Source organism: Comamonas sp. GB3 AK4-5 (assembly GCF_041320665.1).
Classification (GTDB): domain Bacteria; phylum Pseudomonadota; class Gammaproteobacteria; order Burkholderiales; family Burkholderiaceae_C; genus Comamonas.
On sequence record NZ_CP166730.1, the window covers coordinates 4,089,665 to 4,114,280 of the forward strand.

At 63.0% G+C, this 24,616-nt stretch carries 27 protein-coding genes; 3 read left to right on the top strand and 24 right to left on the bottom strand.

Features of this window, described 5'->3' with window-relative positions; all coding sequences use genetic code 11:
• Positions 1-32: 32 nt before the first annotated feature.
• From acpS to ACA027_RS18390, 19 genes are all read right to left on the bottom strand, one after another.
• Entirely contained in the window at positions 33-428 is a 396-nt protein-coding gene (gene acpS, locus ACA027_RS18300) for a holo-ACP synthase (RefSeq protein WP_370679623.1), read from the bottom strand.
• 85 nt (positions 429-513) lie between these two features.
• Positions 514-1,302 (bottom strand): pyridoxine 5'-phosphate synthase, encoded by a 789-nt coding sequence (locus ACA027_RS18305; RefSeq protein ID WP_370679624.1) that lies wholly within the window; start codon positions 1,300-1,302, stop codon positions 514-516.
• Positions 1,299-2,093, bottom strand: coding sequence for a DNA repair protein RecO (locus tag ACA027_RS18310; protein WP_370679625.1), 795 nt, complete (start codon positions 2,091-2,093; stop codon positions 1,299-1,301). Before ACA027_RS18310 ends, ACA027_RS18305 begins: the two co-directional genes overlap by 4 nt.
• 193 nt (positions 2,094-2,286) lie before the next feature.
• Complete coding sequence (era, locus tag ACA027_RS18315) at positions 2,287-3,375, bottom strand: GTPase Era (RefSeq protein ID WP_370679626.1); 1,089 nt, start codon at positions 3,373-3,375, stop codon at positions 2,287-2,289.
• Positions 3,372-4,055, bottom strand: a complete 684-nt coding sequence (gene rnc / locus ACA027_RS18320) for a ribonuclease III (protein ID WP_370679627.1) — start codon at positions 4,053-4,055, stop codon at positions 3,372-3,374. The genes era and rnc overlap by 4 nt, the downstream gene beginning before the upstream one ends.
• Before the next feature lie 192 nt (positions 4,056-4,247).
• Positions 4,248-5,222 carry a signal peptidase I gene (gene lepB, locus ACA027_RS18325; RefSeq protein ID WP_370679628.1) on the bottom strand — a complete coding sequence of 325 codons (975 nt, stop codon included), beginning with the start codon at positions 5,220-5,222 and terminating at the stop codon, positions 4,248-4,250.
• Positions 5,222-7,030 (bottom strand): translation elongation factor 4, encoded by a 1,809-nt coding sequence (gene lepA / locus ACA027_RS18330; protein ID WP_370679629.1) that lies wholly within the window; start codon positions 7,028-7,030, stop codon positions 5,222-5,224. Before lepA ends, lepB begins: the two co-directional genes overlap by 1 nt.
• Positions 7,031-7,440: 410 nt before the next feature.
• The gene (locus ACA027_RS18335) at positions 7,441-8,949 is read right to left on the bottom strand and encodes a DegQ family serine endoprotease (RefSeq protein ID WP_370679630.1); all 1,509 of its coding nucleotides are present in this window, start codon (positions 8,947-8,949) and stop codon (positions 7,441-7,443) included.
• Positions 8,950-9,289: 340 nt separating this feature from the next.
• The gene (locus tag ACA027_RS18340; RefSeq protein ID WP_370679631.1) at positions 9,290-9,976 is read right to left on the bottom strand and encodes a sigma-E factor negative regulatory protein; all 687 of its coding nucleotides are present in this window, start codon (positions 9,974-9,976) and stop codon (positions 9,290-9,292) included.
• A 53-nt stretch (positions 9,977-10,029) separates the two neighbouring features.
• On the bottom strand, positions 10,030-10,662 hold the full coding sequence (gene rpoE / locus ACA027_RS18345; RefSeq protein ID WP_370679632.1) for an RNA polymerase sigma factor RpoE: 633 nt from the start codon (positions 10,660-10,662) through the stop codon (positions 10,030-10,032).
• Positions 10,663-10,677: 15 nt separating this feature from the next.
• A complete protein-coding gene (locus ACA027_RS18350) occupies positions 10,678-11,148 on the bottom strand; it encodes a hypothetical protein (protein ID WP_370679633.1) in 471 nt (156 codons plus the stop codon).
• Between the two features lie 86 nt (positions 11,149-11,234).
• Positions 11,235-12,479 (bottom strand): beta-ketoacyl-ACP synthase II, encoded by a 1,245-nt coding sequence (fabF, locus tag ACA027_RS18355; RefSeq protein WP_370679634.1) that lies wholly within the window; start codon positions 12,477-12,479, stop codon positions 11,235-11,237.
• Between the two features lie 43 nt (positions 12,480-12,522).
• Complete coding sequence (gene acpP / locus ACA027_RS18360; protein ID WP_103044365.1) at positions 12,523-12,762, bottom strand: acyl carrier protein; 240 nt, start codon at positions 12,760-12,762, stop codon at positions 12,523-12,525.
• Positions 12,763-12,866: 104 nt separating this feature from the next.
• Positions 12,867-13,610 (bottom strand): 3-oxoacyl-ACP reductase FabG, encoded by a 744-nt coding sequence (gene fabG, locus ACA027_RS18365; protein ID WP_370679635.1) that lies wholly within the window; start codon positions 13,608-13,610, stop codon positions 12,867-12,869.
• Entirely contained in the window at positions 13,607-14,551 is a 945-nt protein-coding gene (gene fabD / locus ACA027_RS18370; RefSeq protein WP_370679636.1) for an ACP S-malonyltransferase, read from the bottom strand. Before fabD ends, fabG begins: the two co-directional genes overlap by 4 nt.
• Positions 14,552-14,612: 61 nt before the next feature.
• Positions 14,613-15,593 carry a beta-ketoacyl-ACP synthase III gene (locus ACA027_RS18375; protein WP_370679637.1) on the bottom strand — a complete coding sequence of 327 codons (981 nt, stop codon included), beginning with the start codon at positions 15,591-15,593 and terminating at the stop codon, positions 14,613-14,615.
• An 8-nt stretch (positions 15,594-15,601) separates the two neighbouring features.
• Positions 15,602-16,651: a phosphate acyltransferase PlsX gene (plsX, locus tag ACA027_RS18380; protein WP_370679638.1), complete on the bottom strand. Its 1,050-nt coding sequence runs from the start codon at positions 16,649-16,651 to the stop codon at positions 15,602-15,604.
• Positions 16,652-16,774: 123 nt separating this feature from the next.
• Positions 16,775-16,957 (bottom strand): 50S ribosomal protein L32, encoded by a 183-nt coding sequence (gene rpmF, locus ACA027_RS18385; RefSeq protein ID WP_003058062.1) that lies wholly within the window; start codon positions 16,955-16,957, stop codon positions 16,775-16,777.
• A gap of 178 nt (positions 16,958-17,135) precedes the next feature.
• A complete protein-coding gene (locus ACA027_RS18390) occupies positions 17,136-17,687 on the bottom strand; it encodes a DUF177 domain-containing protein (RefSeq protein ID WP_370679639.1) in 552 nt (183 codons plus the stop codon).
• 25 nt (positions 17,688-17,712) lie between these two features.
• On the opposite strand from ACA027_RS18390, the gene ACA027_RS18395 reads away from it, so the two are divergent.
• A complete protein-coding gene (locus tag ACA027_RS18395) occupies positions 17,713-18,324 on the top strand; it encodes a Maf family nucleotide pyrophosphatase (RefSeq protein WP_370679640.1) in 612 nt (203 codons plus the stop codon).
• Entirely contained in the window at positions 18,321-19,109 is a 789-nt protein-coding gene (locus ACA027_RS18400) for an SAM-dependent methyltransferase (RefSeq protein WP_370679641.1), read from the top strand. The genes ACA027_RS18395 and ACA027_RS18400 overlap by 4 nt, the downstream gene beginning before the upstream one ends.
• Positions 19,110-19,165: 56 nt before the next feature.
• Here ACA027_RS18400 and ACA027_RS18405 read toward each other — a convergent pair whose 3' ends face one another.
• Positions 19,166-19,990 (bottom strand): LysR family transcriptional regulator, encoded by an 825-nt coding sequence (locus tag ACA027_RS18405; protein WP_370679642.1) that lies wholly within the window; start codon positions 19,988-19,990, stop codon positions 19,166-19,168.
• Between the two features lie 110 nt (positions 19,991-20,100).
• Between ACA027_RS18405 and ACA027_RS18410 the strand changes: the two genes are divergently transcribed.
• The gene (locus tag ACA027_RS18410) at positions 20,101-20,835 is read left to right on the top strand and encodes an SDR family oxidoreductase (RefSeq protein ID WP_370679643.1); all 735 of its coding nucleotides are present in this window, start codon (positions 20,101-20,103) and stop codon (positions 20,833-20,835) included.
• A gap of 78 nt (positions 20,836-20,913) precedes the next feature.
• Here ACA027_RS18410 and ACA027_RS18415 read toward each other — a convergent pair whose 3' ends face one another.
• The 4 genes from ACA027_RS18415 to ACA027_RS18430 all read right to left on the bottom strand — a co-directional run bounded on the left by ACA027_RS18415 (position 20,914) and on the right by ACA027_RS18430 (position 24,257).
• Positions 20,914-21,960, bottom strand: a complete 1,047-nt coding sequence (locus tag ACA027_RS18415) for a S49 family peptidase (protein WP_370679644.1) — start codon at positions 21,958-21,960, stop codon at positions 20,914-20,916.
• A 1-nt stretch (position 21,961) separates the two neighbouring features.
• The gene (locus ACA027_RS18420; protein WP_370679645.1) at positions 21,962-22,339 is read right to left on the bottom strand and encodes a Rieske (2Fe-2S) protein; all 378 of its coding nucleotides are present in this window, start codon (positions 22,337-22,339) and stop codon (positions 21,962-21,964) included.
• Positions 22,340-22,377: 38 nt separating this feature from the next.
• Positions 22,378-23,058, bottom strand: coding sequence for an HAD family hydrolase (locus ACA027_RS18425; RefSeq protein WP_370679646.1), 681 nt, complete (start codon positions 23,056-23,058; stop codon positions 22,378-22,380).
• A 188-nt stretch (positions 23,059-23,246) separates the two neighbouring features.
• Positions 23,247-24,257: an RluA family pseudouridine synthase gene (locus ACA027_RS18430; protein ID WP_370679647.1), complete on the bottom strand. Its 1,011-nt coding sequence runs from the start codon at positions 24,255-24,257 to the stop codon at positions 23,247-23,249.
• Between the last annotated feature and the right edge of the window lie 359 nt (positions 24,258-24,616).

Here is a 24,616-nt window from a genome sequence, read left to right on the forward strand (position 1 = left end):
TATGCAATAGACATATGCATCCGCAGGCGATTTCAATCTTTTTTCTCGACGACACAAAAGCTGGCGGCGTACTCGGACTCATCGGACATGGTGATATGGACGCGCAAGCCCTGCGCCTCAAACCATTGTTTGAGTTCGCCATGCAAGACGATGCTGGGCTGGCCGCTGGGCAGGTTGACCACCTCGCAGTGCCGCCAGGTCATGGGCATGCGCATGCCCATGCCCACGGCCTTGCTGAAAGCTTCCTTGGCCGAAAAACGCGTGGCCACATAGCGCACGCCGCGCTCGGGCCAGCGCGCGCTGCGGCGGCGCCAAACCGCCATCTCGCCCTCGGCCAGCACCTTCTGGGCAAAGCGCTCGCCATGCCGCTCTAGGCTGGCACGTATGCGGCGGATATCGCAGATATCGGTGCCAATGCCGTAGATCATGGGGCCATCCTTTGCACAGGTTTTTTGCAGTCAAACAGGCCGCAAGCGCAATCACAGAACGCTTTAGCAGCTATCAAAACCAGGGTCACACCCGGGCCGCCATGCCGGCATCGATAGCCGCCTGATAGGCGCGCACTGTTTCGGCATAGCCCAGCTCCAGCGCGTCAGCGATCAGCGCATGGCCGATGGAGACTTCCGCCAGGCCAACGACCTGGGCCACAAAGGCGGGCAGGTTGTCGCGGTTCAGATCGTGGCCGGCATTCACCTGCAGGCCGGCATCCAGCGCGGCCTGGGCGGCGGCGGCATAGATGCGCAGCTGTTCGGCATGTCCGGGCGTGCCCCAGGAGGCGGCATAGGGCTCGGTGTAGAGCTCCACACGGTCCGCGCCCACGGCCTTGGCGGCCGCCATCTGTTCTGGCACCGGGTCCATGAACAGGCTGACGCGCACGCCCAGCTGCTTGCACTCGGCAATCAAAGGGCGCAGGCGCTCGGCGTCTTGCGGGAAGGTCCAGCCATGGTCGCTGGTGAACTGGTCTTCGCTGTCAGGCACAAAGGTTGCCTGGTGGGGGCGCACCTGGCGAATGAAGTCCATCAGGTTTTGCGTGGGATTGCCTTCGATGTTGAACTCTGCGGCAGGCCATTGCTGCATCAGCTCGGCCAGCTCGTAGACATCGCTGCTGCGGATATGGCGCTCGTCCGGACGCGGGTGGATGGTGATGCCCTGGGCGCCCGCCGCCAGGCACAGCTGGGCCGCGCGCGCGACGCTGGGAATGCCCAGGTGGCGCGTGTTGCGCACCAGCGCGACCTTGTTGACGTTGACGGACAAAGCGGTGCGGACATTGCCGGCAGAAGAAGCGACGGTAGAAGCGGTCATAGCGATTGAAGGTCCAGCAACAGCTGGCGGGTGCGCAGCGGCGGATGGCCGCAATGGTATTGCAGCAGCGCACGCAGCTGCGGCTTGAGCTTTGCTGCCCCCACTTCGCAAGCGCGGGCAAGGGCGGCAAAGCCATCCACACCGCCCTGACCATACAAGGCTGCATGCAGCGCCAGCCATTGCGCACCGCTGAGGCTGGCACGTGTCTGGCCTGCGGGCTGCAGGCCGGTTTCGGCACCCAGCACATAGTGGGTGTGGGCTTGCAGCGGCTGCAGGGTCTGGGTGTCGCTGTCCAGCGCGGGCAGCAGTCCCAGCTCGCGCAGCAGCAGCAGCTCAAACGCACGCAGCGTGGGCTCCAGCTGTGCGGCAGCGGCAGAGTCTGCACGGCGCGGCGCCGAGGCGGCCGCCAGCAGGCGCACCACGCTGGCATAGGCATCAAACAGCAGGGCGTAGGGGTCTTCACGCGCCAGCAGGCGCATGAGCAACTCGTTGAGGTACATGCCGGTGAGCAGGCCATCGCCCGTGGGCATGACATGGCCGCCCGCCCATTCCGCGCCCTTGAGCGTATGGATGTCTGCCGTGCCATCGCCCGCCAGCGTCCAGTTCAGTTTCAGCGGTTGCAGTGCCAGCAGCACCGGCCGAAAGTTGGAGGTGTGGCGCTTGACGCCCTTGGCCACCAGCGCCACCCGGCCGCGGTGGCGGGTGAAGCATTCCAGGATCAGACTGGATTCGCTCCAGTCGTACTGGTGCAGGATAAAGGCGGGTTCTTCGCTAACGCGTTTGGTGGCCATGATGCCTTGCGAAATAAAGCGTGCACTTTGTCGGCGGCGCTTGCCGTACTGAATGTACTGTCTGCGCGCCACCTTCGCGTTCACGCTTTATTGCGCAACGCATGGGAAGCAAGCGAAGACTGCCGCCGCCATCACAGGGTTTCAGACAGCCCTGCGTAGCGGTCAAGACAAGGCAACGACGTCTCGATGACGCTTATTCGTATCCAAAAGACTTGACGCGGGCTTCATCATCCGCCCAGCCAGACCGCACCTTGACCCACACTTCCAAAAACACCTTGGCGTCGAACTGCCTTTCCAGCTCCTGGCGGGCTTCGGTGCTGATGCGCTTGAGGCGCTCGCCACCCTGGCCAATCACCATGGCCTTGTGGCCGTCGCGCTCCACCACGATGGTGGCGGCCACGCGCATAAAGCGCTTGTGGGCCTTGCTGGGCTCTTCCTCGAACTTGTCGATGACCACGGTGGAGGTATAGGGCAGCTCGTCGCCGGTGAAGCGGAACAGCTTTTCGCGCACGGTTTCGGCGGCGAGGAATTTCTCGCTGCGGTCGGTCAGCTCGTCCTGGCCGTAGAACCAGGGCTGCTGCGGCAGGTATTTGGCGCAGATGCCGTACAGGCGCTCGATGTCCTTCTTGTTCTTGGCCGACATGGGCACGAACTCGGCGAAGGGGTGGCGCTCCTGCATGCTTTGCAGCCAGGGAGCGATTTCATGGCGGCGACCCACTGCGTCCAGCTTGTTGGCGATCAAGAGCGTGGGAATGCCGGGCTTGAACAGCGACAACACCTTGGCGTCGGCCAGGGTGAAGCTGCCCGCTTCGACCACGAACAAGATCAGGTCCACGTCGCCGATGGCACCCATAACCGTCTTGTTCAGCGACTTGTTCAAGGCGGTGGAATGCTTGGTCTGGAAGCCGGGCGTGTCCACGAAGACGAACTGGGTCTCTTCCTTGGTGTGGATGCCGGTGATGCGGTGGCGCGTGGTCTGCGCCTTGCGCGAGGTGATGGAGATTTTCTGCCCCACCAGCGCATTCATCAGTGTGGACTTGCCCACATTGGGCTTGCCCACGATGGCGATCAGGCCGCAGCGCTGCTCTTCCACCGGCACTTCGCGCACGGGCTCGGCAGCGGTTTCTTCTTCGCTGCGTATGGGCGTGGCAGTGGCGCCGGGCTTGGCGCCCGTCAGCATGGCACTGATGTAGTCCAGGCTAGGATCGTTGATGTCAATTTGGCTTTTAGCACGCTCTGCGCCTGCTTTGCCTGCTACTTTTTTCTTCGCAGCGTCGGTCATGGATGTTTCGCTTTCAGTTGATCGAGCAAGGCAGCGGCTGCCGCCTGCTCCGCAGCACGGCGCGAAGCGCCGTTGCCGTTGGCATGGAGGTGAAGTTCCGCAATGGAGCATTCCACCTCGAAGGTTTGCAAATGCGCGGCCCCGGTAATCGCAGCCACTTTGTACTGCGGCAGCTGCATGCGACGGCCTTGCAGCCATTCCTGCAGTGCGGTCTTGGGGTCTTTTTGCACCGCACGCATTTGCGGGTTGATGTCCACCCCTTCGTAGAGGTGGTGCACCAGGCGTTCGGCCTGCAGATAGTCTGCGTCGAGATAGACCGCGCCAATCAGCGCTTCCACCGCGTCCGCCAAGATGGAGGGACGCTGCTTGCCGCCGGATTTGAACTCGCCCTCACCCAGGCGCAGCAGGCTGGGCAGCTCCAGCTTCAGGGCGATCTGGTGCAGCGTACCTTCCTTGACCAGGTTGGCGCGCACGCGCGAGAGGTCGCCCTCGGGCAGCGACTGCAGCCGCTGGAACAGCAAGGTGGAGACGGCAAGACTCAGCACGGAGTCCCCGAGGAACTCCAGGCGTTCGTTGTTATCGGCCGAAAAGCTGCGATGCGTCAACGCACGCTGCAGCAAGGCGGGTTCGGAAAATGTGTGCTGCAGACGCTGCTGCAGAGCAAGAAGACCAGGTAGCACCTAGAAAAAACCTAGAAAAACAAAGGAGGGTTGACTCGGTAAACAAAAAACAGGCTGAACCTGTCAGCGGTGGTCTGGCGACCACAAGGCCCACATTGTCCGCCAAACGCAAAAAACCGGCACAGCGATCACCCCGCGAGGGGCGAACCGTGCCGGCTTATCAGAGCGTGTTCACGATCTCAGCACTGGCGTTTAGTTGAAAGCGCCAATGCGTTTGAAGTTGCCGAAGTTCATCCAGACAAAAAAGGCCTTGCCCACGATGTTCTCGTCCGGCACAAAACCCCAGTAGCGCGAGTCCAGCGAGTTGTCGCGGTTGTCGCCCATGACGAAGTAATTGCCCTCGGGCACCTTGCAGGTCACGCCTTCGACGCTGTAGGTGCAGTTGTCGCGGTAGGCATAGTTGCTGGCGCCTTGCACAAAGGCCGGCACACCCTGGGTGTTGAGCAATCGGTGCGGGGACAGGCCCAGGGTCTCTTCGTACTGGTTGAAGTAGCGCATGGCGTCTTCATCGAAGAAGTCCGGCAGGTCCTTGGTCTCCACGGGCTGGCCGTTGATGGTCAGGCGCTTGTTCAGATAGGCCACGGTGTCACCGGGCACACCCACCACGCGCTTGATGTAGTCCAGGCTGGGCTGCGGGGGATAGCGGAACACCATCACATCGCCGCGCTGCACGGGCGAGCCTTCGGTGATCTTTTTGTTGATCACGGGCAGGCGCACACCGTAGGTGAACTTGTTCACCAGGATCAAATCGCCCACCAGCAGCGTGGGGATCATGGAGCCCGAGGGGATCTTGAAAGGCTCGAACAGAAACGAGCGCAGCACGAACACCACGGCAATCACCGGGAACAGGCCAGCCGTCCAGTCCAGCCACCAGGGCTGAACCAGGGCTTTTTGCTGGCCTTCGGTGGTGTCCACATCCACCTTGGCAATGCCCATGCGGTCCAGCTCGGCGCGGCGCGTCTCCGCAGCCTCGGCCAGGGCCTGGGCGGTTTTCTTGCGGCGGGGCCAGAAGTACAGGCGCTCGGCCAGCCAATAGGCACCGGTCACCAGGGTGGCCGTCAGCATCAGCAGGGCAAAATTGCCCTCGATGGCGCCGGTATACCAGGCACCGACATAGCCCACGAAAGCCGCCAGAACCGCGGCCGTAATCCATTGCATGGCTTGCATCAATCCTCCACTTGCAAGATGGCCAGGAAGGCCTCTTGCGGCACTTCCACCGAGCCAATTTGCTTCATGCGCTTCTTGCCGGCCTTTTGCTTTTCCAGCAGCTTGCGCTTGCGGCTGATGTCACCGCCATAGCACTTGGCCAGCACGTTCTTGCGCATGGCCTTGACGGTCTCACGCGCGATGATGTTGGCGCCGATGGCGGCCTGGATGGCCACGTCGAACATCTGGCGGCTGATGATTTCGCGCATCTTAGCCACCACGGCGCGACCACGGTAGGTGGCCTGCGAGCGGTGGACGATGATGGACAGGGCATCCACTTTTTCGCCATTGAGCAAGATGTCGACCTTGACCACGTCGGAGGCGCGGTACTCCAGGAACTCGTAGTCCATGGAGGCATAGCCGCGCGAGACGCTCTTGAGCTTGTCAAAGAAGTCCAGCACGATTTCGCCCAGCGGCATCTCATAGGTCAGCATGACCTGGCGGCCGTGGTAGGCCATGTTCTTTTGTATGCCACGCTTTTGGTTGGCCAGCGTCATCACCGGGCCCACATAGTCCTGGGGCATGTACAGGTGCACGGTGACGATGGGCTCGCGGACTTCTTCCAGACGGCCCTGGTCGGGCATCTTGGAGGGGTTTTCCACGTCGATGACCTCGCCATCGGCCTTGACCACCTGGTAGACCACGCTGGGCGCGGTGGTGATCAGATCCTGGTCGAACTCGCGCTCCAGGCGCTCCTGCACGATCTCCATGTGCAGCAGGCCCAGGAAACCGCAGCGAAAGCCAAAGCCCAGGGCCTGGGAGACTTCGGGTTCGTACTGCAGGGCCGCATCATTGAGCTGCAGCTTTTCCAGTGCGTCACGCAGCTGGTCGTATTCGCTGGCTTCGGTGGGATACAGGCCGGCAAACACCTGGGGTTTGACTTCCTTGAAGCCAGGCAGGGCTTTTTCGGCAGGGCCCAGGTTGTTGGGCAGCTTTTTTTCCAGGGTGATGGTGTCACCCACCTTGGCGGCCTTGAGTTCCTTGATGCCGGCAATGATGTAACCCACCTCACCGGCCTTGAGTGCGTCGCGCGGCTCGTTGGCAGGGGTGAACACGCCGACGTTGTTGGCTTCATAGGCAGCGCCCGTGGCCATCATCTTGAAGCGCTCGCCCTTTTTGAGCTGACCGTCCACCACGCGCACCAGCATCACGACGCCCACATAGGGGTCGAACCAGCTGTCCACGATCATGGCGCGCAGCGGTGCGTCCAGATTGCCCGTGGGTGGCGGCACCTTGGCAACAACGGCTTCCAAAATATCGTCGATGCCCATGCCGGTCTTGGCCGAGCAGGGAATGGCGTCGCTGGCGTCAATGCCGATCACGTCTTCGATCTCGGCCTTGGCATTGTCCGGATCGGCATTGGGCAGATCCATTTTGTTCAGCACTGCAAACACTTCCACGCCCAGGTCCAGGGCGGTGTAGCAGTTGGCCACGGTCTGGGCTTCCACGCCCTGCGAGGCGTCGACCACCAGCAGCGCGCCTTCGCAGGCGGACAGGGAGCGCGAGACTTCATATGAGAAGTCCACGTGGCCGGGGGTGTCGATCAGGTTCAGGTTGTAGACCTGGCCATCCTTGGCCTTGTATTGCAACGCCGCAGTCTGCGCCTTGATGGTGATGCCGCGCTCTTTCTCGATGTCCATCGAGTCGAGCACCTGGGCCTCCATCTCGCGCTCTGCGAGACCGCCGCAACGCTGGATCAATCGGTCCGCCAGCGTGGATTTGCCGTGGTCAATATGCGCAATGATGGAAAAATTTCTGATGTGCTTCATCAACGAAAAACGTCTGGTAACGAAGTGAATGTGCCTCGCGCGAGGCATGGACAAGGCATGAAAAAAGGGCGCGTCGACGGTGACGCGCCCTGAACCAACAATCTTTGGCAACTGCGATGGTTGGGCTGCTGATTGTAGGCAAAAGGCCTGCGCAAAAGCACCGTTTTTTTGCCACCAGGGTCTTCACCCAAGGTCCGGCAAAACATTTAACCACAGCTTATCCACAGATGCGATTCAGCGAAAATTCGCTTTCGGCAAAGCCCTTCAGCTCCTGGCTCCGCAGCAAGCACCTGCTTGCCATGGCGCCTGGGCGCAGGATGAAAGGGGATTCTACCTAAGCAAGTCCTACAGCGTGGCAGGCATTCCCCATCACCTGGCGCGGCATAGCGACCGCGCCAGTACAGGGGGCATCAAGGCGCAGGGCGCACCAGCACGTACTGGGCCCATTCGCCACGCCGCACCAGCATGTTCACGGGCTTGTTCTTGTCGGCCTTGGCCAGCGCAGCCTCGAAGCCCTTGACATCGGCCACCTCGATATTGGCCACCGACAGCACCACATCGCCCTCGCGCAGGCCGGCACGGGCTGCGGCGTCGGTCGCGGTGACAATGCGCACCCCGCCCTTGACGCTCAGTTCTTTCTTCTGGGCGGCGCTCAGGTCGGAAACCACCAGACCCAGCGACTTGGCGCTGGCCGTGGCAGTGGAGCCTTCGGGGCCCTTGCGTGCGGCCACGGCGTCGTCGGGCTCGACCTCGGCAATGGTGATGCTCAGGTCCTTGGTGGCGCCACGGCGGAACACGGTGAGCGTGCCCTTGGAGCCCGGCTTGGTATTGCCCACCAGGCGCGGCAGGTCGGAAACCTTGTCGATGTCGGTGCCGTTGTATTTGATGATCACGTCACCGGCTTCCACACCGGCCTTGGCGGCAGGCGAGCCGGCTTCGGTGGCCGAGACCAGCGCACCACGCGGCTTGCCCAGGCCTATGGACTCGGCCACGTCCTTGGACACCGGTCCGATCTGCACGCCGATGCGACCGCGCGTGACCTTGCCGCTGGCGCGCAGCTGGTCGCTGACGCGCACGGCCTCGTCGATGGGGATGGCAAAGCTGATGCCCATAAAGCCGCCCGAGCGCGAGTAGATCTGGCTGTTGATGCCCACCACCTCGCCGCGCAGATTCAGCAGCGGCCCGCCCGAATTGCCGGGGTTGATGGCCACATCGGTCTGGATGAAAGGCAGGTAGTCGCCGGTGTCGCGCTGCTTGGCCGAGACAATGCCGGCCGTGACCGAGTTATCGAGGCCGAAGGGTGAGCCAATGGCCATCACCCATTCGCCCACCTTGAGCTTGCTGACATCGCCAATCTTCACGGCCGGCAGGCCCTTGGCGTCGATCTTGACCACGGCCACGTCGGTGCGCTTGTCGCTGCCGATGATCTTGGCCTTGAACTCGCGCTTGTCGGTCAGGGTGACGATGACCTCGTCCGCCCCTTCCACCACATGGGCATTGGTCATCACATAACCATCGGGCGTGAGGATGAAGCCGGAGCCCACGCCGCTGGGCTGGGATTCCCCCTCGCTGTCACCCGGCCCGGGGCGCTGCTGCTTGGGGATATTGGGCACCGGCAGGCCAAAGCGGCGGAAGAACTCCAGCATGTCTTCATCCATGCCCAGAGCCGCGGCGCCACCCTTGCTGACTTTTTCCGTGGTGCGGATATTGGCCACCGAGGGCCCTACCCGGTCCACCAGCGCGGTGAAATCCGGCAGGCCGCCCACGAGCGGCGCCGCAGGGGCCGCGGCGGCAGGCTGGGCCGGAGCGGCCTGGGCTTGCGCCTCCGGCAGTGCCCAGGCACCGCCACCAGCGGCGGCTGCGGCAATCAAGGCCGCCACGCCCAGGGTCTGCAGGGTTTTGCGTTGCTTTGCAGGCATCTTCATCCTTTCCAATCGATCGTGTAACTGGCTGTCATTTCCAACATCTCTGCGCCGCCTGGCGGCGCGGTCAGGGCGCATGCACGGCGATGGTGCGCAACTGGCGCCACCCACCAGCCTGTGCCCGCGCGCGAGAATTGTGAACTTAGAAGACGGGCCGGCATTTTGGTTCCATGCCGCATGGCGTTCCATCATGCACGCAAGCGTGCCCGGTGCTGTAACGCCTTGGCATAAAAAAATGAGCGCCTATCGCGCTCATATGGGGACCAGCGTGCTGTTTGGTGTTGGAAAGTGGCCCTGCATATGCACAAGCAACTCTCCAATCCATAGCATTGCGGCATCAGCGCGGCTGGGAAACCGGCATGGGGGTGTTGGCAAAGCTGGCGTTGCGCAGAAAGTCGGCCGGCATTTGCAGCGACGCCTTGCTGCCAAAGCGCTGGTGGGCCGCCAGCAACTCGTCCAGGCGCGGGTCACGCAAGATGACTTCGTTGCCATTGCCTGTGGCCACGGCGATCACGCCGCCGTCGGCCTGGGGCACGGACATCATGGGCGTTTGCGACGCCAGTTGGGCTGCGGGCGCGCTGCCGGCCTGGGCCAATTGGCTGCCCTGGCCTGCGGGCACCACCACCAGATTCCAGCCCAGGGCGGCCACGGCGGCCACCGAGGCCACGCCCGCCGCCATCTTCCATCGGAAGACCGAGGCGTTGGCCACGGGGTCTGGAACCCGCCCCGCCAGGGCCGAAGTCAGCGGCGGCTGGGCCGGGGCCAGTTGCTCCAACCTCGCGGGCTGCAGGGCCAGTGGCGGCTCCTTGGCCAGTTGGGCACGCAGACCGCCCAGCAGATCATGCTGGCTGTGATGGGCAAGCTCGGGCGAGCGCAGCACATCGCCCACCAGGTGGTAGAGCTGCCAGCTGCCGTGGCCTTCGTTGCCTTCCGCCCACGTCAATGCCTGGGCCAGCTCATCGCCCTGCAATTCACCATCGACCAGGGCCGACAGCAATTCCTTGTTTTTCAGATCATCCGTCATGGGGTTACCTGCTCAATCGGGCCTGCGCCCGCTCCGCGTTCCACACCACTTACTTACCACCGTTTGCCCGATTGGCGCTCCAGCAACGGTTTGACGCGTGCGGAGATGGCTTCTCGGGCTCGAAAGATGCGCGAACGCACCGTTCCGATAGGACAGCCCATGGCGGTGGCAATTTCTTCATAGCTCAAACCCTCGATCTCGCGCAGCGTGACCGCCTGGCGCAAATCCTCGGGTAAAGCCTCCATTGCAGCATTCACGGCAGCAGCAATTTCTCGCGCTGCCAGCACCGTCTCGGGAGTTTCCTCAGTGATTGGTTCGTTTGCAGGCCGAGAAGTTTCATCATCTTCACTCGCACCGTGCAAAGCACTCTCGGTCAGCACCGGATCGCGCTTCATATCCAGCAGCGCCTTCTTGGCCGTGTTCACGGCAATCCGGTACAGCCAGGTGTAGAACTGGGCCTCACCGCGGAACTGGTGCAGTGCCCGGTAGGCGCGCAAAAAGGTTTCCTGGGCGATGTCCTGCACCAGATCGGTGTCGCGCACCATGCGTGCAATCAGGCGTTCGATGCGGCGCTGGTACTTGAGCACCAGCAGCTCGTAAGCACGCTGATCCCCTGCGACCGTGCGCTCCACCAGTTGCAAATCGGTATCGGAAGGTGCGGGAGGTGGGGCGATATGGGGACTCATGCAGCGCGGATGGATTCAGACCCGCTCTTCCCTCAAAGGAGATACGGTGGCCGCCGAATATACCGCACGCCGCCAATCTCCCCAGCATGCGCCATCGCTGCCCGCCTGCAGCCAGCCCGACTGCCAGGCCCCATCCATGCCCTGCCAGGCCACCCACATGGCGGTTTGCAGATCCAGCCGCACCTGCATGGCCTGCAACGGCTGAGGCTCGGCACCGTTCTGCGGCCACCACCACCAGGCGCCGCCATCCCATTGCAACAGGCCTTGCGGCATTCGGCCTGCACTGCGCCACCAGATCCCGCCCACTGCAATCCACTGCGCCCAGCCGAGGGCCACCACCGCCCAGCCTAGAGGCCCGGCCCACAGCTGCCAGGCCAGCAGCAAACCACCCTCCAGTGCCCACAGGGCCGCGCCCAGGCGCAAAGGCCAGCGCAGCCCGGGCACCGGGTAACGCACGGCAGGCGGTTGGTAACGGATGGAAGCCATGGCGGCCACCTTGCCATGAAGGCAGCGCCCAAACAAAACCCGCAGGGCCGTTGCCAGACCTGCGGGTTTTGTAAAGCGAAACTGCTTTAGATGCGCTTGAAGATCAGCGAGCCATTCGTGCCGCCGAAACCGAAGTTGTTCTTCAACGCCACATCGATTTTTGCATCACGCGCGGTATTGGCGCAGTAGTCCAGATCGCAGTCCGGGTCCTGGTTCAGCAGGTTGATGGTCGGCGGGATCTTTTGATCATGCAGGGCCATCACGGTGAACACGCTCTCCACGCCACCAGCGCCACCCAGCAGGTGGCCGGTCATGGACTTGGTGGAGCTGACCACGGTCTTGTAAGCGGCATCGCCCAGCGCTGCCTTGATAGCATTGCTCTCGTTCTTGTCACCCAGTGGGGTGGAAGTACCGTGGGCGTTCAGATAGTTGATCTGGTCCGGATTCACACCGGCATTGCGCATGGCGTTCAACATGGCGCGGCGCGGGCCGTCCATATTGGGCGCGGTCATGTGACCGGCATCGGCACTCATGCCGTAGCCGCTCAATTCCGCATAGATCTTGGCGCCACGGGCCTTGGCATGCTCGTACTCTTCCAGCACCAGCACGCCTGCGCCTTCGCCCAGCACGAAGCCATCGCGGTCCTTGTCCCAGGGACGGGACGCCGCGGTGGGGTCGTCATTGCGGGTCGACAGCGCGCGCATGGCCGCAAAACCACCCACGCCCAGGGGCGAGACAGTGGATTCGGCGCCACCAGCGACGACGATGTCGGCGTCGCCGTACTCAATCATGCGCCCGGCTTCGCCGATGCAGTGCAGGCCTGTGGTACAGGCCGTCACCACGGACAGGTTCGGGCCCTTGAAGCCGAAACGCATGGAAACGTGACCAGCCACCATGTTGATGATGGAGGCGGGCACAAAAAATGGGGTGATGCGACGGGGTCCCCGGCTCGAGAGCTCAATCTGAGTGTTCTCGATCAGGGGCAAGCCCCCGATACCGGACCCGAGCACGCAACCGATGCGGGTCGCAAGGTCGTCGGACAAGGCCTCGCCCGTGGGCAGACCTGCATCCTTCACAGCCTGCTCCGCTGCCGCAATGCCATAGTGAATGAAGGTGTCCATGGAGCGCGCATCTTTGGCGCTCATGTAGTCCTCCACATTGAATCCTTTGACCTCACCTGCGATGCGGCACGAAAAATTCGTGGCATCGAACTTGGTGATGTGGCCAATGCCGGACTTGCCGGCCAAGAGATTGGCCCAGGCTTCAGTCACCGTGTTACCCACGGGACTGATGCAACCCAGGCCGGTCACGACAACGCGACGACGGCTCATGCGTTCAAACCTTATTTTTATCGCTCGGTGCGCTCAAAAGGGCTTAGCCCTTTTGGTGGGTGTTGGCGTAGTCGATGGCGTTTTGCACCGTCGTGATCTTTTCGGCGTCCTCATCGGGGATCTCGATGCCGAATTCATCTTCCAGGGCCATCACCAGTTCGACCGTGTCCAGGGAGTCAGCGCCCAGATCAGCCACGAAGGCCTTTTCGTTGGTCACTTGGGACTCTTCAACGCCGAGTTGTTCAGCAATGATTTTTTTGACACGTGCTTCGATATCGCTCATGGTTTCCCTCAGGGGGTTGTGAATGAACCCGCGATTCTAGCCGTTTCGGGGAAGTCCCTTTCATCCGGCCTGCCGTCGCGAGGAAACGGCATAACTTTCATCAATTACATGTACATGCCGCCATTGACAGCCAATTCCTGGCCTGTCACGTAGCCGGCTCCGGCAGATGCCAGATAGGCCACGGCATGTGCAATGTCCGAAGGCTGGCCCAGCTGACCCAAAGGGATCTGGGCAGCCAAGGCCTTTTGCTGCTCTTCTGGGAGCACGGCCGTCATATCTGTGGCGATAAAGCCCGGGGCCACGCAGTTCACGGTGATACCGCGGCTGCCCAGTTCACGGGCCAGTGCGCGGCTCATGCCGGCCACACCGGCCTTGGCGGCAGCATAGTTGGCCTGACCGGGATTGCCCATGGCACCCACCACGCTGGTGATGCTGATGATGCGACCAAAGCGCTGCTTCATCATGGGGCGAATAGCCGCGCGGCTCAGTCGGAATACGGCCTTCAGATTGGTGTCGATCACGGCATCCCAATCATCGTCCTTCATGCGCATGGAGATCTGGTCCTTGGTGATGCCGGCGTTGTTCACCAACACATGCAGACCACCTTGGTTCTTGACCAGATCGTCCACCAGCGCGTCCACGCCAGCGGCATCGGTCACATCCAGCTTCACGCCACGACCACCATGGGCCGCCAGGGCGGCGCTGATGCGGGCTGCACCCTCGTCGGACGTGGCAGTGCCAATCACCGTGTAGCCACGGGTGGCCAGTTCCTGGGCAATGGCGGCGCCAATGCCACGGGTGGCACCGGTCACCAGGGCCACCTGGGCTTGTTGGGTCGTCTCTGTCATGGGAGCAATTCCTTCACTTCCGCCAGTGTGGCAGGGTCATACAGGGCCACGCCCGTCAATTCCGCATCAATGCGCTTGGTCATGCCAGCCAGCACCTTGCCGGGACCGCACTCTACCAAAGTGTTGATGCCACGGGCCTTCATGGCCTGTACGCATTCCACCCAGCGCACAGGGCCAAAGGCCTGGCGATACAGGGCATCGCGAATGGAGTCGGCGTCCGTTTGCACGGCCACGTCGATGTTGTTGACCACGGGGATCTGGGGAGTCTTCAGCTCCAGTGCAGCCAGGGCGGCCTTGAGCTTTTCGGCCGCTGGCTTCATCAGACTGGAATGGAACGGCGCCGACACCGGCAGAGGCAACGCGCGCTTGGCGCCTGCGGCCTTGACGGCAGCGCTGGCAGCTTCCACGGCAGCCTTGGAGCCGGCGATCACGGTCTGGCCGGGGTCGTTGAAGTTCACTGCCTCCACCACTTCGGCACCACCCAACTGGGCCGTCACCTCGGCGCACACGGCCTTGACCTTGTCGGCATCCAGACCCAGCACGGCAGCCATGGCGCCAGTTCCCACAGGCACCGCTTCCTGCATGGCGGCGGCGCGCAGGCGCACCAGCGGTGCGGCCTGGGCCAGCGTCAGCACGCCGGAGGCCACCAGGGCGGAATATTCACCCAACGAATGGCCGGCCACGGCGGCCGGCATGGCGCCCCCCTCGGCCAGCCACACGCGCCAGGCAGCCACAGCGGCCACCAGCATCACGGGCTGGGTGTTGGTGGTCAGCGCCAGCGCTTCCTTGGGGCCGCTGTGGATCAGGGCCGCCACATCTTCACCCAGGGCGTCGGAGGCTTCCTTCAGCGTCTGGGCCACCACGGGGTGATCGCCCCAGGCGTCCAGCATGCCCACGGACTGCGAGCCCTGACCGGGGAAGACGAATGCAAATTGCGTCATGCGTTGCTCACTCAATAGGAATCAAAAAAGGCTCTACAGCGCACCCTGTGCGCTGCAGGCGCTACATCTTCAGGAGTACGGCACCCCAGGTGAAGCCGCCGCCCACGCCTTCGAGCAGGACGTTCTGGCCTTTTTTCACCTGACCGTTGCGCACCGCATGGTCCAGAGCCAGCGGAATCGATGCCGCCGAGGTATTGCCATGCTGGTCCACGGTGACCACCACCTTGTCCATGGAGAGTTTGAGCTTGCGGGCCGTGCTCTGCATGATGCGGATGTTCGCCTGGTGGGGAATCAGCCAGTCGATGTCGGCCTCGGTCAGGCCGGCCTTGTCCAGCGTGGCGCGGGCGGCCTTGTCCAACACACCCACGGCCAGCTTGAAGACGGCCTGGCCGTCCATGGTCAACAGGGGCGAGCCCAGAATCTCACCGCCGGACACATGGCCGGGCACGCACAGAATGCCCACATGGCTGCCGTCGGCATGCAGATCGCTGGCCAGAATGCCTGGCTCTTCCGAGGCTTCTAGCACCACGGCGCCTGCGCCGTCACCAAACAGCACACAGGTGGTGCGGTCTTCGAAATTCAGAATGTGGCTGAACACCTCGGCCCCCACCACCAGCGCACGGCGAACGCCGCCGGCACGGATCATGGCGTCGGCCACGGTCAGGGCGTAGACAAAGCCGCTGCACACGGCCTGTACGTCAAACACCGGGCAGCCGTTGGTGATGCCCAGCTTGTTTTGCAAGATGGCTGCGGTGGAGGGAAACACCATGTCCGGCGTGGACGTGGCGACGATGATCAGGTCAATGTCCTGGGCCGTGATGCCAGCGGCCTCAATGGCCTTGCGGCAGGCTTCCAGCGCCAGATCGCTGCTGCCCACATCGGGAGCGGCAAAGTGGCGCGCCCGGATACCGGTGCGCTCCACGATCCATTCATCAGAGGTCTCGATGCCGCGCTGGGCCAGCTCTGCAGCCAGATCGTTGTTGGTAAGTCGGCGGGGAGGCAGATAGCTGCCCGTGCCTGTAATGCGTGCGTAACTGGTCATGCGGTAGCTCACTCAGGGTCACCCGTAGTCCCTGCTCCGGGTGCAGCAGCCGGCGCCAACAAAGGGGCCGCTGTTGCAATCCGGGCCCGGACACGGTCAAGCAGGTTGTTGCGGGCCGCATCATACGCACGATTCAGAGCGTGCTCAAAAGCGATCGCATCGGCCGAGCCATGGCTTTTGAACACCAGGCCGCGCAGACCCAGCAGGGCCGCGCCGTTGTAACGACGGTGATCCATGCGCTTCATCAGTGCAGATAACACCGGATAAGCCACGATAGCAGCAAGTTTGGTGAATATATTGCGCTTGAACTCAGCCTTCAGACCACCCACAATCATGGACGCCACACCTTCACTGGCCTTGAGCGCGACATTTCCTACAAAACCGTCACACACCACGATGTCGACCGGGCCCTTGTAGATGTCATTGCCTTCCACATTGCCGTAGAAGTTCAGCGCCTTGGCTTCGCCAGCAGCGCGCAGCAACTCACCCGCGCGCTTGATGGTGTCATTGCCCTTGATGGCTTCTTCACCAATATTGAGCAAGCCCACCGAAGGCTCGCCCCCGTTGTTCAGCGCACTGACCAGGGCCGAGCCCATGACGGCGAATTGCAACAGGTGCTCCGGCGTGCAGTCCACATTGGCCCCCAGATCCAGCACCGTGGTGCTGCCGCCTTTGTCATTGGGCATCTGGGTGGCAATGGCCGGACGGTCAATCCCCTCCAGGGTCTTGAGCAGATAGCGCGACACCGCCATCAGCGCACCGGTATTGCCGGCCGACACCGCAGCCTGGGCCACACCCTCCTTGACCTGGGCAATGGCCACGCGCATCGAAGAATCCTTCTTCTTGCGCAACGCGACTTCCACCGGATCGTCCATACCCACCACTTCGCTGGCCTCAACCAGCGTGGCGCGCGGGTGTGCAAACGACTGCAGGCTGTCCTTGCGACCGACCAGCAGCAGCTGCGCGTCGGGGTGGGAATCCAGAAACTGGCGGCATGCGGCCAGCGTGACACGGGGGCCGTGGTCGCCACCCATGCAGTCAACTGCCAAAATGATCATGAGAGGATGTTGCGCAGGCCTGAGCGGCAGACCGGAACCGGTGCACGCAGGCGGTTTTCAAAAAAACAAAAGCCCGTGCTACCAGAAGTAGCGACGGGCCTTGCGGGTCCGAAGCGCTAGCTCTTAGGCTTCAGACTTGTTCTTCAGCACCTGGCGACCGCGGTACACACCGTTGGGGCTGATGTGGTGACGCAGGTGGGTTTCACCAGTGGTGGCTTCCACAGCGATACCCGGCACATTCAGTGCATTGTGCGAACGGTGCATGCCGCGCTTGGAAGGAGACTTTTTGTTTTGCTGAACAGCCATGATGGCTCCTGAGTCTTAAAAGGGTTGGGGAAAAACGCGATCAGCCCATTAAAGACACGAGGGGATTTCGCGCGAAGCTCCCGATTATAGCGCAAACGTTTTCAACAGGGTTATCCCATGAAACGAATGCTTTGTACCTGTGCCTTGGGCAGGCCAGCAGGGCGAAAAGCCGCCCTACTCAATCCGGGGCGCCATTTTTGCGCAAGCCTTGCAACATCGCAAATGGGTTGGTTTTTTCCGCAGCGGCTTGCTCAAATTCCTCGCTGCTGGACTGTGTGGGCAGATCGACAGGGCAGCTGTCATGGCGGGGCACCAGCGGCACCTCCATCAGCAGCTCATCTTCGATCAGCTGGTGCAGATCAAAGTCGCGGCTCAGCGCCAGCAGGTCTTCCTCGGCCTCGTCGTCCAGGGCCTCGGCCGTGGCCTCGTCGGCCACGAAGCGGAACGACCGCTCCACCTGCAGGTGCATGGGGTCGGCTTGCAGGCAGCGCTGGCAGACCAGGGGCAGATCGGCATCCACCTGCAGATACAACCAGACATGGCTGACGCCATCGGCCTCGGTATGCAGCTCGCCTTCGGCGCGCCAGCGCACCGAAAGACCGTCGGCAGGGCCTTGCGCCTCTTGGGCCAGGCGGGGGTAGTGTGACAAAGGATCATTTCCCGTCAGGGTGGCGCCGGCCTGGGCAAACGCTTTGACATCGAGGTGATCCACAGAGAAATCCTTGCTCATGGCGGCAGTGTAAGAGAATCCCCGCATGCCTGAATCCACCCATTTTTCCGCCCCTGCAGCCCGCCCGCTGATCCTGGGCTCCACCTCGCGCTACCGCCGCGAGCTGCTGGAGCGCCTGCGCCATCCCTTCACCACAGCTTCCCCCGAGGTGGACGAAACCCCACGCCCGGGCGAAACCCCGCATGACCTGGCCCTGCGCCTGGCCCTGGCCAAGGCCCAGGCCGTAGCCGCCCTGCACCCGGAGGCCATTGTGATTGGCTCCGACCAGGTGGCCGATCTGCATGGCGAGCCCCTGGGCAAGCCCGGCACCCATGAGCGCGCCGTGGCCCAGCTGCAACGCATGCGTGGCCAGACCATGCGCTTTCACACCGCCGTGGCCGTGGTCTGCCAGGCCACGGGCTTTGCCCAATGTGAGATGGCCGAGGTGGGCGTGCGCTTTCGCGCGCTGACGGATGCCGAGATCGAACGCTATCTGCGCGCCGAGCAGCCCTATGACTGCGCGGGCAGCGCCAAGAGCGAAGGTCTGGGCATTGCCCTGCTGGACGCCATCGACAGCGATGACCCCACGGCCTTGATCGGCCTGCCCCTGATCCGCACCTGCCGCATGGTGCGCGCTGCCGGGCTGGTGCTGCCATGAGCGCGCCCGCCACCGCCACACTGGGCCGCCTGTATCTGGTGCCGGCACCGCTGGACTTTGGCTGCGACAGCCAGGCTGCACTCACCGATGTTTTGCCCGAGCTGACGCTGCGTACCGCCGCAGGCCTGACGCACTGGGTGAGCGAAAACGCCAAAAGCTGCCGCGCCTATCTGAAACGCATAGACGCCCTGTTCCCGCTGGCCGCCCCGCTGCAGGCCCAGCAGATCCAGGAGCTGCCACGCGAAGCCCATAAAAAAGGTGACCACGGCGGCAAGGGCAGCGCCCAGTTCGACGCCAAGGCCTTGCTGGCCCCTGCACTGGCCGGCCATGACATGGGCCTGGTCAGCGAAGCCGGCATGCCCGCCGTGGCCGACCCGGGCAGCTCCATCGTGCGCGCCGCCCACGATCTGGGCCTGAGCGTGGTGCCGCTGGTAGGCCCAGTCTCCTTGCTGCTGACCCTGGCCGCCAGCGGGCTGAGTGGCCAGAACTTTGCCTTTGTCGGCTATCTGCCCCAGGACGCCAGCGCCCGCGCCCAGCGCATCAAGGAGCTGGAAAATCTGGCCGCACGCCAAGGCCAGACCCAGCAATTCATTGAGACGCCTTATCGCAACGCCGCGCTGTGGCAGGCGCTGCTGCAGACGCTGCAGCCCGGCACACGCCTGGCCGTTGCCAGCGGACTGACGCTGGCAACGGCCTGCATCCAGAGTCACAGCGCCAAGCAGTGGAAAAGCCTTCCCTGCCCGGTGGACAACCGCACGCCGGCCGTCTTTGCACTGGGAGTCTGAGCCACTGTGCAGCCACCAGCCGCGCACACCGCGAAAAACCGGGAAGGCGCGCCGCGTCAGCGTGCCGGCACGGCCGCATCAGCCGCCGCTGGTGCGGCCCTGAGCCACTCGACGATTTTGGCAACGCCGGGTTTCTCCAAGGACTGCACGGCATAACACAGGCCGATACGGCGTGACAGCTGTAATCCGTCCAGAGGTAACACCTCCACCTCTGCCTGCCCGCGCGCCAGCGACTCGGGTACTGCACAGCCTCCAAACCCCGCCGCCGTCAACTCCAGCGCCAGACGCAGCGAGCCCGCATGCGCAGCCGGTGTATTCGCCGCGGCGCCATAAAAAGGCAGCAAGCGCTGGTGCGTGGGATGCTCCGGGCAGACGATCCACGGCAAGGCGGCATCACCGCCATGCCCCGCAGGCACGGCCAGCACATAGGGGTCGAGGGACAACGTCAAAAAGAGCTCGTCCTCACAGCGCTCGTCTTCGGCCGCCAAACGGGCATCGCCAATACAGCCTTCCAGCAGACTCACAAAAAGCGCTGGCACCGCGCTGCGCACCGCGCACACAAAGGCCGCAACCTGTCCCACGGCGATATCCGGACCAATGCCGATGTCAATGCGCGCACCGCTGGCGCCATGGCGGAACTGCTGCGCCATCGCGTCTGTCTGCGACAGAATGCGCCGCGCCTGCGGGTAGAGAATGCGCGCGCTCTCGGTCACGGCCACCCCCCGCGCCTGGCGTATGAACAGCGGCGCACCCAACAAGTCTTCCAGGCTTTTGATCGTGCCCGACAGCGCGGGTTGGCTCAGATGCAGGCGGTTGGCCGCCAGGGTGATGTTGCGCTCTTCAAAGACGGCGGTGAAGGCCTTGAGCTGACGGATATCCATAATTTTTTCCGATGCCTGAAAAAAGAATAAACCATTTGTCCGCAGGAAAACGGCTTTCTAGAATTCATTTCATCGCAAACCATACATGAAACCGATATCTGGAGAGTACCATGTCCACAGAAAAGAAACCGCTCATCATCATCACCGGCGCCAGCTCCGGCATTGGCCTGGCCACCGCCCGCCTGTTTTCCGCGCACGGCCACGCCCTGCTGCTGCTGGCGCGCCGACTGGAGAAGATGCAGGCCCTGGACCTGCCCAACACCCTGGCGCTTTCCGTAGACGTCACCGATCGCGCCGCGCTGGCCGCCGCCGTACAGCAAGGTGAGGCACGCTTCGGCCCTGCCGACGCCATCATCAACAACGCGGGCGTCATGCTGCTGGGTGAAATCACCCGCCAAGATCCGGAGCAGTGGGACCGCATGCTGGACGTGAATGTCAAAGGTGTGTTGAACGGCGTGCACGCCGTAGCCACGGGCATGGTCCAGCGCAAGCGTGGCAGCATCATCAACGTCAGCTCGGTGGCCGGCCGCAAGGCCTTCCCCAACCACGTGGCTTATGTGGGCAGCAAGTTCGCCGTCCATGGGCTGTCGGAAAACCTGCGTGAGGAGCTGTCGACCCACAATGTGCGTGTCACCACCATCGCCCCCGGCGCTGTGGAGACCGAGTTGCTGGGTCACACCACCGACGAGGACATCAAGACCGGCTACCAAGCCTGGAAGGCCGATATGGGCGGCAAGGTGCTGTCGGCCGACGATGTGGCCAATGCCATCCACTATGCCTACGCACAGCCCGAGGGCGTGTGCATACGAGAAATTGTGCTGGCCGCCACCCGCCAGCAGGCGTAACGCGGCTTGCGGCAGGTAGGCCCATAAGAAGAGAGCGCCCATGGCGCTCTCTTCTTATTTATAGATAACGACCTTTTGTCAATGGATCGCTGGCGCCATGCCACGCACGGCCTGTACAGCGCCACCGCCAATGGCGGCGCCAAAGCGCTTAGCCAGGCGTTCGGCAATGTTGTCGCGGCGGGTGTAGTCGATCACCTCTTCGGCCTTGACGATTTCGCGCGCCACATAGTCCAAGCTGCCCAGCTTGTCGGCCAGGCCCATGTCGATGGCTTGCTGTCCGGTCCAGAACAGACCGCTGAAGGTCTCATCGGTTTCCTTGAGTCGATCGCCACGGCCACGCTTGACGGTGTCGATGAACTGCTGGTGGATCTGGCCCAGCATGGCTTCGGCATAGCCGCGCTGCTTTTCGCTCATGGGGCTGAAGGGGTCCAGAAAACCCTTGTTGGCGCCGGCGGTGAGCAGACGGCGCTCCACACCCACCTTGTCCATCACACCGGTAAAGCCAAAACCATCCATGAGCACGCCGATGCTGCCCACGATGCTGGCCTTGTCGACAAAGATTTCGTCAGCAGCCGAGGCAATGTAGTAGGCGGCCGAGGCGCAGCTTTCTTCCACCACCGCGTAGATGGGCTTTTGGTGGATGGCCTTGAGGCGCAGGATTTCGTCATTGATCATGCCAGCCTGCACCGGACTGCCGCCGGGGGAATTGATCAGCAGCACCAGTGCCTGGGCTCCCTGGTCTTCCAGCGCGCTGCGCATGGCGGCAATCACGAACTCGGCGCCGGCGTCCGCGCCATCGGCGATCTCGCCCTTGATGTCCACCACGGCGGTATGCGGACCGGAAACTGCCGCCGTCGACACCTCCTTGGACAGGATCGCCCACAGCAGCGCCAGGCCCAGCAACAGCCAGGCAAAGCGCCAGAACAGCTTCCAGCGGCGACTGCTGCGCTGCTCGTTGAGCGAGGCAAAAGCCAGCTTCTCGAGCAGGGCGCGCTCCCAGCCAGAGGGCTGGGCAGGCGCAGCAGGCCCGGACTCGGGGGCCGCAGAACGCGCCCACAGGTCTTGGCCCGGCAGGGAATCAGGGTGGTCGGAGCCTGGGGTGCCAGGCGTCTGCGAAGAACTCATCTCAAAACTCGACAGGTTGCAAGTTATAGGCAGTATGCCAGCGCACCACGCCCGCACTCTCGCTCAGTGGGATTTTGACCAGGCCACCGCGGCAAGGCCCACCCACGCAATGTCCGCTGTGCGGCGCATAGGCTGCACCGTGGGTGCTGCACAGCAGCCACTCGCCGCTGTCATCAAACAAGCGGCCGGGCTCATAGTCCAGTTCCATGGCCACATGGGTGCAGCGGTTCAGGTAGGCGTGGGCCACACCTTGGTAGCGGACAGCGAAGGCGCGCCAGGTTTGTCCGGAAAAAATCACGTCAAAGGGTACAGCCATGCCGCGCTCGACCAGATCGGTGCTGGTGCACAGGTCCACGGGCGTGTCGGGCGGCAGGGGCATGCGCCCACTATAGGGCTTAGGGCTGCGCCCGCGTAGATTCAGGCCTGCGCAGCCAACCAGCTGTGCAAATCCGCCACACTGTGGGCCACATGCAAGGGGCCGAAGGCGGCCAAGCCCTCGCTGCCATGGGCGCCATAGGCCACGGCCACGCTGTCGCAGCCGGCGTTGCGGGCCATTTCCAGATCATGCGTGGTGTCGCCAATCATCAGCGTGCGCTGGGGCTCCACCCCAAATTCGGCCATCAACTCCTGCAGCATCAGCGGATGGGGCTTGCCTGCGGTTTCGTCTGCCGTGCGCGAGCCATCGAACACGCCCTGCAGGGCCACCGTCTCCAGCGCCTCGTTCAGACCCCGGCGGCTTTTGCCGGTGGCCACCACCAGCCAGTGGTGGCGGGCACGCAGGGCTTGCAGCAGCGGCAGCACGCCGTCAAACAAGGTGACCTGCTCCTGCAGCTTCATATAGTGATGGCGGTAGCGATTGGCCAGCTCGGCGTACTTTTCCGGGGGCACATCGGGCGCTGCATGGGCCAGGGCCGGCGTCAAGGCCATGCCAATCACATAAGAGGCTTGTGCATCGGAGGGCACGGTACCGCCCACATCGCGCACCGCCGCCTGGATGCTGCGGGTGATGGCCACGGTGGAGTCGAACAGGGTGCCGTCCCAGTCAAAGGCGATCAGGTCATAGCGGCGCGGCCGCGACGAGGTGGGTACAGAAGACATTCGTGCTTTCAAACTCCGTAATTCAGATGCTGCATACAAGCTACAGCCCATACAGCCAGCGCCTCACGCATTCCAGGCCAGAGACACCGCACAAGAGCCGCTCCACCATGAGGCTGTCGGCCCTTGCTTCCCTATTTCAGGTAGCGCTCTCAGGAAGACGCGCAGCGGCTCAGAGCGTGTTCACGATCTCAGGGGGTGGCCACAAATACTTCGAGCTCCTCAGGCAACTCCGCCTGCAACGCCACCCGCTCCCCCGTGGCCGGATGGTTGAACTGCAGCCGCCAGGCATGGAGGAACATGCGCTTGAGCCCCTGTTTGGGCAGACGGCGGTTCAGGTCGAAGTCGCCATATTTCTCGTCGCCCACAATGCCATGGCCCTGGGAGGCTAGGTGCACACGGATCTGGTGGGTGCGACCGGTCTTGATGGTCACCTCCAGCAAGCTCATGGCCGGCAGCCCTTGCAACGAACGCGGCGCATGCTGGCTGCGCACCTTGACCTGGGTCAGGGCGTGCATGGCATCGGGGTCGTCGGCCGTGGTGGTGCGCACGCGGCGCTCGCCATCGGGCAGCAGGTATTTGTGCAGCGGGGTGTCAATCACCTTTTTGTTGGCCGCCCAACTGCCCGCTACCAGGGCCAGATAGGTTTTCCCGGTCTCGCGCTCGCGGAACTGGTCCTGCAACTGGACCAGGGCCGAGCGTTTTTTAGCCACCAGCAAAATGCCCGAGGTCTCGCGGTCCAGGCGGTGCACCAGCTCCAGAAACTTGGCCTGGGGCCGGGCCTGGCGCAGTTGCTCGATCACACCAAAGCTCACCCCCGAGCCACCATGCACGGCCACGCCAGCGGGCTTGTCCAGGGCAATCAGGTGGTCGTCCTCAAAAAGAATGGGGAATTCCCTGGGCGGTGCGGGGCGCTCGGCCTTGTCCTGTATTTTTTCCGAGACACGCACCGGCGGCACGCGCACCACATCGCCTATGGCCAGGCGCGAGTCGGCAGCGCAGCGGCCTTTGTTGATGCGCACTTCACCGCTGCGAATGATGCGGTAGACATGGGTCTTGGGCACGCCCTTGAGGTGGCGCATCAGAAAGTTGTCCAGGCGCTGGCCAGCAGCATCTTCATCGACCTGGAGCATGCGCACAGCCGCCTGCGTAGCTTGGGGGGATCGGCTGTCGGCCTGTTTGCCCTCTATAATGTGTTTCACCTGCGCGCTATCTTTGTAAGTGGTTGATTTTGATGGAGTTTAGTCCAGCCAGCCATTTCCTTCGCGCAGAAAGGTCGATGCCACAGACGGTGCACCCATGTTTTTCCAGGCGAATAGGCCTGACGGAGCGGCGCACTGGCTGGCTGGTTGACAGATTGAAACACTGAACGGAATCTTCACGCGGATGGTGGGTTAGAAGCACAGCGCTTCAAACCATCCGCCGAATAAACGTATAGCGAGTATGTGGGCTTTTTTTTCCTGGCTGGTGAGCATCACGCAACGGCATGTGCCGGTGCGGCTGTCTGCTGCCCCCAAGAAAATCCACCCACCGTCTTTTGTTGCCTCTGGCAAGGTCCGCT